The sequence below is a fragment of the Bartonella sp. MR63HLJHH genome (assembly GCF_042194155.1).
Taxonomy (GTDB): domain Bacteria; phylum Pseudomonadota; class Alphaproteobacteria; order Rhizobiales; family Rhizobiaceae; genus Bartonella; species Bartonella grahamii.
Genome location: NZ_JBHIMN010000019.1, coordinates 1 through 14,420 on the forward strand (window position 1 = coordinate 1; position 14,420 = coordinate 14,420).

A 14,420-nucleotide genomic window follows, 5' to 3' on the forward strand; every position below is an offset into this window, starting at 1 on the left:
CGGGGCAAGTGCTTCTATTTTAAGAAGTCCGGTTGCCGTTTTCGTTTCTACCCTTTGATAATTCGAAGAAACATAAGACCCTTTTACCCATAATCCTGCTTCTGCTGCTCGACGGTTGGCTAAACCCGCAAGAGGCTTCCCACCGACCTTATTCCATTTCTGTAATTCTAAGGGTACGGCTTCATAATCGCCTTGATTAAGCTTCTTCAACAATGTTGACTTGCGAAAAGCAGCTGTTCCTACGTTATAGCAAAATGAGACCAATGCCGCGAATTGGCAATCCGTTAACGAAACCGTAACCGATTCCTCTACCGTCTGCTCGAATTGCTTTAAGTCTTCACAAAGGATTTCTTCTGCTTGCTTTTGGCTAATACACATGCCTTTTTTGACAAGGGGGTGACCCGCATTGCTGGTGTGACCATAACCAATCGTCCAGACACATGCCGTATCTCTATAAGCCTCTAAACGCAATCCTTCCCATTGTTTGATAAGTTCTAATCCTTCTTTCGATATCTTTCTCATCTGACGCTCCATAAAAAAAAGCCCCACAAAAGTGAGGCGGCATAAAAATGTTTTTTTATGATCTCTATTGGCTATGCTCTTTGATCAGCTGCTCGACTTCTTCAACACGAAATCCAAGTTGAAAGAGCGGCGCATATTCGCTTTCCTGTAATTCATACTGACAACGCTTTTCTACAAAATCACCATTTAAATCAAACGGCATGGTTGTTGTTAGACAAACCTTATGCGTGTCATCTTCAATCCCCTCTTCTCCCTCTCCAAGCTCTTTAACAAAGACCCAATAAAAACGCGTTGTCAAAAGCATCTCTAGCCTTCTTACTGTTTCAACTTTGTCAAAAGAAAGCATGTTCAGATAATCTTCTTTGCTATTTAAATGTTCTGGATATTCTATCATCTCTCCCTCCTAAACAAAATGACGCGTATGGCTACATCCACGCGCCGCAACTTGTTCATTTCCACCATTGACGATCATGGCGGCTCGAGTAAAACGCCCATTATCCGTTGTATTACTCCAGCTACCACCCCCTAACAATGCTCTCATTTCAAACGTATTTTGCGTACGGCTTATGGGTATAGGAAACGTGCCCGATAAAAATTGCCAAACATAACCGCAACCATCTTCACAACCGATATGCGAAATCATCCGTATATTTGCCGTATCCTTATATCCACCTGAAACCTTAGAGGTTGGTTCTTTCTTGCCAACAATATGTGTCTTTTCATTGCTTCCATACATAGCAGAAGCAAACGCTTCATCACTCAGTAAAGATTTTTTAACACGCGCCATATCTGTTACATGTTCGGTATAATTACGGTTTGTTGTTATATTGGTACGATACATTGATTTCGTATTTTCACCCGTCCCTGATTGAAGATAAATATCAACCCAAAGATCTGTAGAGGGGTCGTAGACCATTCCCTCTGGTGAACTATAAGGGCGGTGATTCAAACACCAAACAGAATTCGGCAATATATCCCCTGCTTGATAACCGGATAATGGATGACCAGAAATCGTACCAACATCCGCACAGAGCGTATGAAACCCTCCTATCTTACGAGAATTACTCACAGTGTAATCCCTTGGATAGGTAGAGTTTTCTGACAAAACAAGTTTATGAGACTGTTTTCCATCAGAAACCAAATAAACATAATAATCCTTGCCTGCCGAAAGAGAAGGAACGCTTATTCTTGTATCTGCCGTATAACTTGCAACCAAAGTATCATTGCCTAATGCCAAGGTTATACGCGTTCCTTTCTTCAAGGTGAGTTGTTTTTTCCCTGTCGCAACAAGAAACGGCGTAGAAATTGAAAGAACCGTTAAATTGGACTGTTTCAGTAAATTGTTTATCTCTTCCCCTAGCACTTTTGCCTGTGAGGCTACTGTATGGGCTGTTGTTGCCGTTGCTAGGGAACTCTTGATACCTCCAAGCTCTTGTTTCGTCGTATCGGCTGTTTTTTTGGCTTCTTCTGCTGTCCTTTTCGCTCTATCAGCTACTTCCTTGGCTTTTTCGGCTTCGCTCTTGGCTTGATAGGCTTGTGAATCTGCCGACTCGGCTTTTTTCTTGGCTTCTTCTGAGTACATCCGCGCTAAACTTACGGGGGCTTTAAAATTCTCAACCACTTGATTGATATCGATAACCCTACTCCTCGCAGACGAGGCTATTTTCTCTGCATCTTCTGCCTGATTGCGTGCTTGCGTCGCGTCATGTCTTGCATAGCCAGCAGACTCTTTGGCTTCCTTGGCTATTTTTTGTGCCTCTTCCGCTTCTTCTTCCAAAGACGCTGCTTTTTTACCCGCTGTTTCGGCTGCCCTCTGCGCTTGTTCTGCTATATATTTTGCATTACTAGCTATTTCCTTGGCTTTTTCTACTTCATTCTTGGCTTCATACGCTCGGTCATCGGCTTTCTCCGCTATTTTCTTGGCTTCTTCGCCTGCTCTTTCTGCTAAACTTGCTATAGTCTTAGCGTTATTGGCTACTTCCTTGGCTTTGTCGGCTTCGCTCTTGGCTTGATAGGTTTGTGAATCTGCTGCCTCGGCTTTTTTCTTGGCTTCTTCGCCTGCCATTTCCGCTAGTCTTGCTATAGTCTTAGCGTTACTGGCAGCTTCATTCGCGTCGTGAGCTTTACTCCACGCTTCATTCGCTGTGCTTTTTGCCTTTTCCGCCTCACTACGGGCTTGACCCGCATCATGCTTGGCATAACCAGCTGTCTGTTTGGCTTCTTTAGCTATTTTTTCGGCTTCATCCGCTACTGTCTCTACCTGTACTGCCTTCTTCTGGGCGCTTTCAGAAACCTTTTTTGCCTCTTCTGCTGTCGACTGCGCACTACCAGCTACTTGTTTTAGTTCATCCAAAGCACTTTGAGATTCTTGTACAATCTTCTCTACTGCTTCCGCTTTACGTTTCGCTTCTTCCGCTAAGCCCTTCACCGCTTCTGCACTCACCTGCCCTGCCGTCTCTCCTGAACGCGCCGCAGACTCTGCTACCGCTTTCGCTTCAGAAGCTAATTTTGTAGCCTCCTCTGCACTCTGTTGGGCTTGATGAGCCGTCGCTGTTGCTGTATCCGCTGCACTCTTGGCTTCTTCTGCTGTGGTCTTCGCTGTATTCGCCACTGTAACAGCGCTTTCTGATGCTACTTTGGCTTCGTTAGCTACCGTTTCTGCTGTCAAAGCCTTTGCCTTGATAGAAATAATATCTACAGTCGCTTTCTTTGCTGTATTTTTCGCATCTTCTGCTGTTTCTGTCGCTGTCGCTACCGATTGTTTTACTTCCTCCACTAAATCTTTTGCCTCAACAGCTGTCGTTTTACTTTCATTGGCTAACGTTGCTGCCTGATCTGCTACTTTTTTCGCTTCAGCGGCTTTAGACAGTGCTTCTGAAGCATCTTGGTGCGCTGTTGATGTCTCTAACGCCTGTTTTGCCTCTTGCGCCATAGTCTTGGCTTCAGAAGCTGTAACTGTCGCATCATTCGCCTTCTTTTCGGCTCTTGCGGCTTTCTCTTCTGCCGTTTCTGCTGTGCTCTTAGCTTCTTGCGAAAGGACATGAGCATCCTCTGCTTTATTTTTTGCTTCCACCGCTGTGTCTTTTGCGCTATCCGCTAACCGCTTTGCATTATTCGCTAACGTTTCTGCCGAATGCGCTCTCGTCTTAACTTCTTCAACCAATTGTTTGGCTTCACCGGCTTTAGTCTTGGCTTGTGTAGCAACGTCTTCTATTGTTAAAGCCCTCTGTTCTACTCCTTCTGCTGTCCTTTTGGCTCCCTCTGCTGTATTCTTGACATGATCAACCGATTGTTTAAGGTCATTGACATCTGCCAACGCTCTCAATGCCGTTTCTTTTGCATCACCAGCTACCGAAGATGCTGTCTCAGCTGTCATCTTGGCTTCCTTCGCTGTAGTGAGAGCTTGCCCACTGCTCGCTGCCGCCGTTTCTGCAACATTCTTCACCTCACCCATCACCTGCTTGGCATCATCAAAAGCGCTCTTGGTTTGTTCGGAAAGTGTTTTTGCATCTCCTGCCGTTGCCTTGGCTTCTCTTGCCTCTGTCAAAGCTGTCTCTACTGTGCCTTGAACTTGTGTCACTATTTGAGAGCTTTCCGTGACCGCTGTCGTCACTCTATCGGCTGCATCTTTAGTATCCTCCGCAATACGCTTGGCTTCTTGCGCTAACCTCTCAGCCGCTTCTGATTTCATCTTGGCATCTTCTGAAGAAGCTTTCGATATCTCTGCTGTCTGCTTGGCGGCATTGGATGTTGTTAATGCCGTATTTGCCTGCTCTAAAGCTGTCTCTGCTGTCGTCTTGGCTTCAGAAGCTACAGTAACTGCACTCGCTGCTGTGCCTGCTGCTTGCGCTATCGTCGTCGCTGCTGCATCCGATAATTCCTTGACACTATCTGCTATAGTTTTCGCTTGATCTGCTGTTTGTTGCGCGCCATTCGCACGCGCCATGGCTTTTTCTGCTTCTTTCCTTGCATTAACAACCTGCTCTAAGGGCGCAAAGGTTTCATACGAATACAAAGACGCCGTCCCTAAAAGCTTCGGAACAACAACACTGTCTTGAGAAGTTCCTGCTATCATTTCTTCTCTCGTCGCGACAGGTATCAAATATTCATGTTCATGATCGGGTATCTTCATCTGCTTTCGTCCTCACATCATTCAGAGCACTTCGTCTAATGAACACTCTTTCAAATCTTCAAACTCTTCTCTTAAAGCCTCTAAGCGCTTCTCTAAATCTTTTAACGATCCATCAAGCTCCGTTTTCAAAGCGGCTTTCAGTAAATCAAAAACGCCATTAAGCGGCGCATGTACAAAACCTCCCCCAGAATACAAAACGACCCGTACTTGAGACGGGTCGCTAATCTCTGATATCGCAAACGGTTTTAATGACATTTCAACTCCTCATGTCTTGATCCCATAAATTACACTCACATTAACGGGGCGCGTTTCAACACCACCAACCCTCTCTGCCATAAGGTGATGTTCATGATGCTCTCTGTCATTCAGCCCTTCTGTTATAGGCGTTGAATAATATAAAAAATTAGCAAACGGGCTCCTGATAAACCAAGGTAAACGAGGCGGTTTATCTTTTTCTGTAAACCAAAATGGAACCTCTGAAATGCCCACTATTCGGTCAAATTCTTCATGACATTTTTTTAAGCTATCCCCACTCAAACCTACACACTCTTCGTCTATAGCTCTCTTGCGCCTTTGCAAAGAAACTTCAGAAGAAGAAACATCCCGTTTTTTACGAGAAGAAAGACCTTCTGATGACGCTGGACCTATAAAATGTTCATGCGCTTTTAAAGAACAGGGTTGTATACTTGCAAAAGAACGCCAAGGGTCTAAATTGCGTTCATTATCAAGTCCCCGTAAAAATAGCCCCCGAAAATCGGGAACATTAAACGTCTCAACGCCATCCCCTTCTCCCCACGTCGTTTCTATGACACAAAATAAATCCCAATAAACATACCGTGAATAAGCACTTCCATCACATGGCAACCAACCATCCGGCAAGCGTTCCATTGCAAACGGTCCTATCAGACCGGAGGGTAAGCGTTTTAAGGAAGAAACTTTACCCCTTGTCGGGTTGAGAACTTGCCACCCCGAAAGTTCTTCATCATACATGACTGTATAAAGACAACCATCTTGTATCTCTCCTCCCGACAAGGCTAATAAACCGGTTTCTGTCGCCTTATAAACAGGTTTGCCAGCTAAATTATTCAAAGCAATTGTTGTCGCCCCAATGTTCCTGCCCTTTGCTTTAAAACAAACCGATATGCCATTCTTATACTCTAAAAATGCCGATTGGCTTAGAAGCCTTATCACGCTCGTCTTTTGGTTATTATCAACCGTCACAATCCCTTCAAGCACGCCGCCCGTATCCGATAAATACTCACTTATCCTTTGCATCATAAAACGAGCGCTATTATTAACCGTGTTAGGATGCTGTCCCTCTGACCAATTAATTAAAGCATCAGCACCACCATTCTCAGATGCCGTTAAAGACCAATCATAAATCGTGGACATCTGAACCTCACGTCTTGATTCCAAACACAACACTCATATTAATCGGGCGCGTCTCACTTACACCTGAACTTGCCAATGCAACATCACGCATGTGAAGGTGGGAATGGGGAAAGGCTAGCTTATGGTGCACGCGTATATCCTCTGCCCTCACACCCAAACGTTCGGCAAGTTTCAATCTTTGCTGGTCATTCAACACATATCCCCAGATGATCGTCATATCACCATGCCAACTCTCTTCCTGATTTTCATCATTCAAAATCGTAAAGGATTGACCCCCATGATCATGCTTTCTCATAGCGTCATTTTGTAAAGTGCCAAGATAACGAAAGCGGTCTATCTCGCGGTCATCATCAACACCTCGTAAAAAAACACCACGCAAATCGGGAACATTAAACTTCGTCCAACTATCAGCTCCACCCCACCTGATCCCTATCGCATCATAAAGAGCAGGATAATCACTGCGCAAATAAGCCTTCCCATCACAGGGTAACCAGCCATCTGGCAAAACTTGCATCCCAAAAATCCCTATCGTCCCTGTAGGATAAACGGGAATAACCGGCTCTTGTGATAAAGAGAGAGGCGTAGGATTTAAAACTTGCCAAGCATGATCCCTATAAACCAAGCTATAAATGCATCCCCTTTGAAGCTCGCCTCCCGATAAAGCACGGATACCTAATTCCGTCGCTTTGTAAACAGGTTTAGCCGCCAAATCATTCAAGGCAATTGCGGTTTCCCCAACATTCTTACCCTTTGCTTTAAAACAAACTGATATCCCATTCTTATATTTCAAAAAATTCGATTTGCTTTGAAGTCTTATCAACGTCGTCTGCTGTTCAGCATCAACCGTAAAGCTACTTTCAATCACACCACTCGTATCGGATAAATATTCACGCACACGCTGCATCATCACACGGGCGCTGTTATTCACGCTACTAGGGCGCTGTCCTTTTGACCAATCTATTAAATCATCACAATAGGCATTCAAGGAGGCATTTAAAGACCAATCATAGATCGTCGACATCTTACACCTCATGTCTTAATCGCAAACAGAACACTCACATTTACTGGACGCGTCTCGCCCTCACCAGTGCTCTCCCAAACAACCTCTTGGCTCTCATCAAGAGTATAAGGACTTGCAATGTAGCCTCCTAAATTCTCACGCTCTATGCCCATAAAATTCGCTAGAGAGCTCCCCCCAAACAAGCCTAGACGATAGCCCAATACATCTGTCGTATTCCCATCCCAAAAGTTTTCGTTGCTGGTAAAATGAGACATCGAAAGGCTCTGTCCTTGATGTTGGTGAGACTCGATTAAATCTGTTTGCACACTTGCAAAAGAACGCCCCTCATCAATATTGCGCCCTCCATCAACACCCCGTAAAAACATCCCTCGAAAATCGGGAACATTAAACGTCGCAACGCCATCTCCTTCTCCCCAAACCGTTCCTATCGTCTCAAATAAATCACGATAATCACGACGTAAATAAGCCTTCCCATCGCAAATTAACCAATCCTTTGGAATCCCGCGCATTCCAAAGGTTCCTATAAAACCCGTGGGATAAAGACTGCTTTCTTCTTCTAAAGGGATAGAGGTAGGATTAACAAGATGCCAATGATCTCCATTATAAATCAATGTATAAATGCACCCTTGTTGGATTTCCCCTCCCGATAATGCACTGATGCCTAATTCTGTCGCCTTATAAACAGGCTTGCCATCTAAAGCATTTAAGACAATCGTGGTCGCTCCAACATTCCTGCCCGTCGCCATAAAGCACAAAACGATACCATTCTTATACTCTAAAAACTGTGAAGTGCTCGCAAGCCTTATCACACTCGTTTGTTGGACATGATCATTTGTAACAATGCCTTCAAGCTCTCCACCCGTGTCTGACAAGTATTCCTTTACGCGCTGCATCATCACACGGGCGCTCGTGTTCACACTGCTAGGCTGCTGTCCTTCGGACCAATCAATCAAATCATCTACGCGCGTATTATCCGCCGCTCTAAGCGACCAATCATAGATCGTTGATATCTCTCATAAATCCTAATTCCGGTAAAATGGTCCGTAAAACGCCCGCATGAATTGCGTCATCAAAGGATTATCATCATCACTCTCTTCTTCTTCCGAAGCTTCTTCTTGTGATGCTAATAATGCCCTTAAAACCTCTAACAAGTTGTCTCTATTTCTAATGCCACCATGCGCTGTAGGACTTGCTCTATGAGGCTGCCCACCATACATCTGTAATACACGGTTGACAAAATCACTTGCACGCATAGCGTTGTTTCCACCATTCAAGCCAACCGCATTGCTCCCAACAATTTGCGCCGCATTGGCATGGGGATTTTGAAGAAGCCGCGCGGCTCCTCCTGCCCCTTGTTGATGTGCTAAATACAATTCCGCTTCACTAGGCGCTCTTCCCAACAGACGGCTTAAATGATTGCGATTATCAAGTGTCAACCGCCCCATGGCATCTGCCGCTTGCATGGGGTCAAAACGATCCTGCAAACCATATTGTTTGGCGGTGCTATCGATAAATTGATACAAACCACCCGCAGAAGAGCGGGGATTCCTTGCATTCGGATTGCCTCCACTTTCCACTTGCGCAACACGGTATAAATAACTCTCTGGCAAGCCGTAACGTGCTGCCGTTTGCCGTATCGCTTGATTAACAGAAGGACTATAACGGGTCATTTCGCATACTCTATTGAAGCACTAGGACCTAACCCTTTTGCTACAGCTCTAGAAACAATCTTCAAGCCTTCATCCGTTATCACACCGGCTTTATGCCACTTCAAAGCACTTTGAATCAATTTGGCAATTTCATTGCGCTCCATTCCTTTAACGCCAAAAGTTGCTAATTTCGCTATACCGCGCTCTAGCTCTCGTTTTGCTCGTAGCGCCTCTGGTGCATTCGGATGAAAAAATATGTTTCGTGCTAATTTTAAGCCTTGAGCTGGTATATCAGGAATACTATGTGGTACACGAACTCCATCAAAAAGAGAAATCTTAGGAATGCCTTCAAATTTGCTAAAACCCTCTTTTGCTGCATCAGAATAGAATTGCTCCTGATCTACTGCCTTTTTAAAAGTAGAAAACCGTTCCGGTCCTATCATCCTTTTAAGATTCTCAGATGCAAGATTTTGTTTTAAAAGTTTAGAAAATTCATTAATAGGGTCATCATTTTTTCTGAGTAAATCATCTAATGCATCTCTCATGCCCATCTGATAGGTATTATTTTGTTTTGTCCAATTCCCTTTAAAAAGATTTTCCTGAACTGCATCCCTTTCAAAACTCTTTTCAAGCTTTGTTCCAAAAGCTTGTCTACCTTCCTCAAAGCTATCTGCAAAGTTTTTGAATTTTGCCGCACTACCGCGTGCTGCTTTGTACGTAGGAGAGATTTCGTCCATTATTTTTACCAAATTTTGTTTGAGGACTTCGTATCCTAAAATCTTTTGGTTATCGCCATGTTTCTTACTTTTTTCGATTAAATCATCAAGAGACTGCTTAGTTTGATCTAATAACTCTATCGTAGGTTTATAGGTTATACTGCTAAATCTTCTATCATAAAACCTTCTAGGATTTATACTGAGAGGGTGTTCCTCTAAAGTATTGACAGCTTCTTTGAGAGCTTTTTGAAATCCTTTATTTTCAAAAAGTTTATTAAGAGCCGGATAATACTCTCGTCCTATCGGCGTTTGCCTTGCTTGTTCATAAAGATGATCATGCGCTTCTTTCCCTTGCTGTTTAAGCGTCCTGCTTAAAGTATCGCTATGCTGGTATGGAACAATTGTCTGCTCCATCATATCATCAAGACGTTGAACAGAACCTCCCAATCTTTTCTCATGCGCTTGTTTCAAGAGATTATAAACATCTTCATTTGTTTTAGACGCATTCCACAAAGTCTGTCGTAGTTTTTCATTAATATCTGTCAAAAATACTTCCTGAGGTTCTGAGCTAAGACGTTCGGTAATTTTTGGGGTTTTATTATCGTAAAGTTGCTTGGCAACTTCTCGCAAAGCTTTATTGGAAACCTCTTTATGAGCAGGATTAAAATAATTCCTTACAAGTGGAGGTGATTTTAAAACATTTCCTAAACTACGAACTGCCTTAGAAATACCTATACCTCCTAAAGCAGCAACCGGCGTCAAAACTGCCCCACCAACACCACCAGCTAACGCCGAATTCACCGTATCATTGTAACCTTCTCCTGCACCAGAACCGTGTAAAGCTCCAGAACCTGCCCCAACAAGAGCTCCCCTACCTAAACCTCCTAAAGTCGAACCTGCTCGCAAAAAATTTAATGCTGGAATACCAAATGATGCTATTGTTGGTAAAATCGAACCAGCAATATAAGCACCAGAAGACAACCATGGATGTTTCTCTTCCAAGGCTTTTTGGTAAGCGCGTTCCTTGGCTACTCTTCTATTATAGATTTCTTCGGCTTTTTTATCGCCGCTCCAATAATCCGTAAAACCCGCTTCATTCCCCGCTTGTATCTCATCACTATAACCTGCCGTGAGACCAGACATAAGGTGGCTCCAAACCGCACGCGTCTTGCTCCAATCCTTGCCATCAAGTGGAGAAGAATCTGGTGTACTTGATTGATCTACTGTACTTTGTTGACTTTCAGAAAAAGAATTAGATAGCTTTGCAATCTCAGACGGGTCTTCAACTACGCGAAAACGCGTTCCATTTTTAGAATATACATATTGAGAAGAGGACGAAGGAAAAGTGTTAGCATGTGATCTTATAATTTTTTCAATTTCATCAGGGTCTTCAACTACGCGGAAACGCGTTCCATTCTTAGAGTATACACTTCTGCCAAATCGAATCTCTCCGATAAAGTAATCGTCACACTATATGGTACGCTATATTTTTTCATACATTCTATGTTACGCACCCACTTTTGTTTATATTTTTTACTGTCTAGATTTCTTATCTCTGAAATAACATCTGTGCCTATTTGTATCCCTAAAAAGAACGGATTACTCTTTAATAGCTTCAAATATGGTTGAATATAGATATGCCCCCCTGTTGCAATCCGAAAATATTTTTTACAAATGAGACACATACAAGTATATTTATGAAGTAAATCATAATCGAGCTCAAAAAGCTCTCCACCAGCAAGAATAATAAAATCAGATTTTATGTCATTTATTGTATATAAAGATTCAGGCAACGCGTCATCTCTCACCATATATTCCATCGAATACGGACAATGATTGCAGCCCGCACTGCAATTTTCATTACAAATTACAATATTATCGCCCATGAAATTTCTTATTCAAGTTCATATAATCCAATACTAATTGTTTCATGAAAATATTTTGGTATAGAGAAAGATCAGAAATTTTTTTAGCCACAAACGCTTTTATCATTGGTAAAGCTTCATCCTTTGATATAGACAGCAAATGAGAAATATAGTCTATCCGTTCTTCTAAATTGAGAGATAATCTTGGACTGGTGAAAAATGTTAAGATATCCAATTCCGGACTGGCTTCTTGACATAAATCCCAATCCACTACCATAAAAGAACTATCAGAAGTAACAATGATATTATCAGGATGTAAATCTCCATGTGATAAGATTATATTCTTGCTTAATCGATCTTGAAAGATCTTATTGATTTGATCAATAATCGCCTTTTGATGTAGCAAATCCATTTGGCTCAATACAGTACCTCGGATAAACTCCCATTCGACTACTTCATCGCAAAGTGTTATCAAATTTGGTGCAGGATAGAGACTTTGTCGAAAAGAGCCATCCTTGATGTTTTCATTAATGCACGATGCTTCCGGATAAATTTGCCCATAGCAAAACTCTTGATGCTTGCGTTTCAAGAAATGTTGTTTTGACGATTGTGCATTTTCAGGCTGTAACCAAATGATTTCTTGTTTTCTGACAAAAATAATTAAAGCAGACACCCCAAAAATCACAGCCATAATCACTGCCAACCACAAATTAGCTTGCCGGAATGTTGAAAAAACATGACCGTATAAAAAACTGAATGCAAAGGATACAACAGCTGTAATAATGGCTGTAAATGATAAAACAGTCGCGATAGCTTTGGGATCAATCAGTGAATTTATAAGAAGAGACGACAGATAAGATCGATAAGCAGACTTAAAAACACATAGCAGTAAAAATCCTAATATAAGAGCCGCAATGATTTGAAATGACATGAGAAAAAAAGCAATGGTTACCATACAACCAATCATTAAGACGGGAAAAGTAGGATTTTGAAACTTTGAAAAATACTTCTGAAACAATATATTGGAACTTGCTGAACAAAAATTCCCAATGATAAAAATAATCGAAACCAAAATAGCAGGTTGAAATGGCAAAAAATCAGAAAATGCGATAGAAACAGTTCGATTATTAACCAAAATAGCAAAAGCTGAAACTGCACTTAAAAAAATAAGAGTGAAGCGATAGGGATTTTTGACTTCTTTACCGCTGGCGCACATAACTGTGAAAATATTCGGATGAGCGTTGATATGAAAACTATCTAATCCCTTCGTCAGTTTTGAAAACATAAAAATAGCAAAAATTAATGAAAGGACTTGAAAAATCAAAGGCAATGCAGGATGCACATAATAAAGTATTCCCCCTAAAAAAATAAGTACCGTTGTCACACTATAGGTAACAGCAGCCACTTCGGACTTAACGGAAAACAGTGTGCGATGCTTTGGTACTACAGAAAAGAGTAAACTATCTTCCGCACCTGAGAAACAAGCGGTTGCTAATGTAATACACAACAAATAAGTGGCGTAAGCAAAATATGCATAATTCATAAAAAGAGCTAAAAAACCGCAAAGAAAGAAAAACAGACCAGTATAAATAACGCGCTTACTTCCATAAACATCTGATAATAAACCCAAGGGGACTTCTAAGATCAAAGGAAGCAATAAAAAATAACTACCGATTAAAACAATATCCGCTTGCGACAAATGCAATTTTTCCGACAAAAAAAGTGGTAAAACAGCAACCACCAGAGCAGTAGACTTGCTAACACTATAAATCTTAAATTGCTTAACCTTATCCACAAAATACCTTCCCACGACATCCGCTACATGTGCCAGATTCTTTCAAAGATTTTAAAACGTTTTGAGCAGACCAATCTATTGCCTCATAATTTTGTAGATTCCCAAAAACTTCTGAATAAAAGCAATTTTTTAAATCTCCATTATAGTCCAATACCAAGGATGAAAATGGAAATAAACACATTAACGGCGACGAAACGTACGTAGAATTTTCGCCTAAGTAATAATTAATACAATTTACAAAATTTTGTAACGTCCATGAGATTTTCCTTTCTTGGAACTTTTTATCTATATAAATCTGGAGGGGGGATTCTTTCCTTGATAATTCATCTCTCAAATGAAAAAGTGAAGCGTTTGGCGGAAGAGTTTTGTTTCTTAAAGCCTTAGATCGATCCTTTGTATTATTTTTTCTAGAAAAACTAAATGACGACGTATCGAGCGGGCTGAATCCGACATAATCGACATCTTTGCTTATACAAAAATCGATAAAATTAATAATATTTTCTAGAATCTCTTTGGTAACTGTCGCTCTTATTCCTATACTTTGCAGAGGTTGAAGATTCTTAACTGTTTCAATGTATTTCCACACGCGATCAAATTTATTCGCCCCCCGTATATCATAATATCCTCCTCATATTGTTATTATGTACCTTATTTATATTCAAGACAATTAGTATTTTGTAAAAAGTCTGGAATTATACAACTTTATAATTGTAAAGTCAATTTAACTGTATTACGCAATATTCAGTTTGGAAAACAAATTGGCCTATACCGGTATAAATCGAAAAACTCTTGTGCTCAGCTAATTTCCATTTTAATTATTAAATTCATTCAAAAAGTATTATTCCTGATTTCAATGGCTATTTCACTTCAATCGCAATAAGAAATATGCAATGCTCTGCTTTATCAAGTAATTTTAAAAAGTTTTTTTTGGGCTGAAATTAAAGAATAGTTGTTGCGTAAATCAGCTTCTCAGAAGAAAAATTTTTCAATTATTTTTCTGTTTTAATTGTAATTTTGTGAAATACTACTTGCGGTGAATTTACCTTTAAAAGAGCTTCTACTCGACGCCAAAATACAAACTTTTATTTCTTATTAAAGATACAATCATATTGATTTATAATGATAATCTAGCTCTATTCATATTGAATTAGACCCTCGAATAACGCAAGATTCTCTCATTCCAAACCTGTTTATGTCGAATCAATCAAAACCACTCATTTGTACATAACAAGTGGGATGAGTGTGTGGATAAAATTTGTATAAGAAAGGACTAAAAATGGCTCTTATGAACCGTCTTAATGCAAGGGCTGTCGCAACATTGGGAGCTG

11 protein-coding genes are annotated in these 14,420 nt (G+C 41.2%); all 11 read right to left on the minus strand.

Annotated features, from left to right (window positions below; genetic code table 11):
* Nucleotides 1-522: lysozyme (locus tag ACFIKQ_RS08580; RefSeq protein ID WP_375656272.1), on the minus strand; the 522-nt coding region annotated here is incomplete at its 3' end.
* 64 nt (nt 523-586) lie between these two features.
* A complete protein-coding gene (locus tag ACFIKQ_RS08585) occupies nt 587-916 on the minus strand; it encodes a hypothetical protein (protein ID WP_375645029.1) in 330 nt (109 codons plus the stop codon).
* A gap of 9 nt (nt 917-925) precedes the next feature.
* Nucleotides 926-4,654 carry an alanine-zipper protein gene (locus tag ACFIKQ_RS08590; protein ID WP_375656273.1) on the minus strand — a complete coding sequence of 1,243 codons (3,729 nt, stop codon included), beginning with the start codon at nt 4,652-4,654 and terminating at the stop codon, nt 926-928.
* Nucleotides 4,655-4,675: 21 nt separating this feature from the next.
* Nucleotides 4,676-4,909, minus strand: coding sequence for a hypothetical protein (locus tag ACFIKQ_RS08595; RefSeq protein ID WP_026500695.1), 234 nt, complete (start codon nt 4,907-4,909; stop codon nt 4,676-4,678).
* 9 nt (nt 4,910-4,918) lie between these two features.
* The gene (locus ACFIKQ_RS08600; RefSeq protein WP_375656274.1) at nt 4,919-6,046 is read right to left on the minus strand and encodes a phage tail protein; all 1,128 of its coding nucleotides are present in this window, start codon (nt 6,044-6,046) and stop codon (nt 4,919-4,921) included.
* Between the two features lie 7 nt (nt 6,047-6,053).
* Complete coding sequence (locus tag ACFIKQ_RS08605; RefSeq protein ID WP_375656275.1) at nt 6,054-7,067, minus strand: phage tail protein; 1,014 nt, start codon at nt 7,065-7,067, stop codon at nt 6,054-6,056.
* A gap of 8 nt (nt 7,068-7,075) precedes the next feature.
* A complete protein-coding gene (locus tag ACFIKQ_RS08610) occupies nt 7,076-8,077 on the minus strand; it encodes a phage tail protein (RefSeq protein ID WP_375656278.1) in 1,002 nt (333 codons plus the stop codon).
* A 12-nt stretch (nt 8,078-8,089) separates the two neighbouring features.
* Nucleotides 8,090-8,737 (minus strand): transglycosylase SLT domain-containing protein, encoded by a 648-nt coding sequence (locus tag ACFIKQ_RS08615; RefSeq protein ID WP_375649223.1) that lies wholly within the window; start codon nt 8,735-8,737, stop codon nt 8,090-8,092.
* On the minus strand, nt 8,734-10,575 hold the full coding sequence (locus tag ACFIKQ_RS08620; RefSeq protein ID WP_375656276.1) for a glycine zipper family protein: 1,842 nt from the start codon (nt 10,573-10,575) through the stop codon (nt 8,734-8,736). Before ACFIKQ_RS08620 ends, ACFIKQ_RS08615 begins: the two co-directional genes overlap by 4 nt.
* 251 nt (nt 10,576-10,826) lie before the next feature.
* The gene (locus ACFIKQ_RS08625) at nt 10,827-11,318 is read right to left on the minus strand and encodes a hypothetical protein (protein WP_375645135.1); all 492 of its coding nucleotides are present in this window, start codon (nt 11,316-11,318) and stop codon (nt 10,827-10,829) included.
* Nucleotides 11,308-13,092, minus strand: coding sequence for an MFS transporter (locus ACFIKQ_RS08630; protein WP_375656277.1), 1,785 nt, complete (start codon nt 13,090-13,092; stop codon nt 11,308-11,310). The genes ACFIKQ_RS08625 and ACFIKQ_RS08630 overlap by 11 nt, the downstream gene beginning before the upstream one ends.
* Nucleotides 13,093-14,420 lie beyond the last annotated feature (1,328 nt).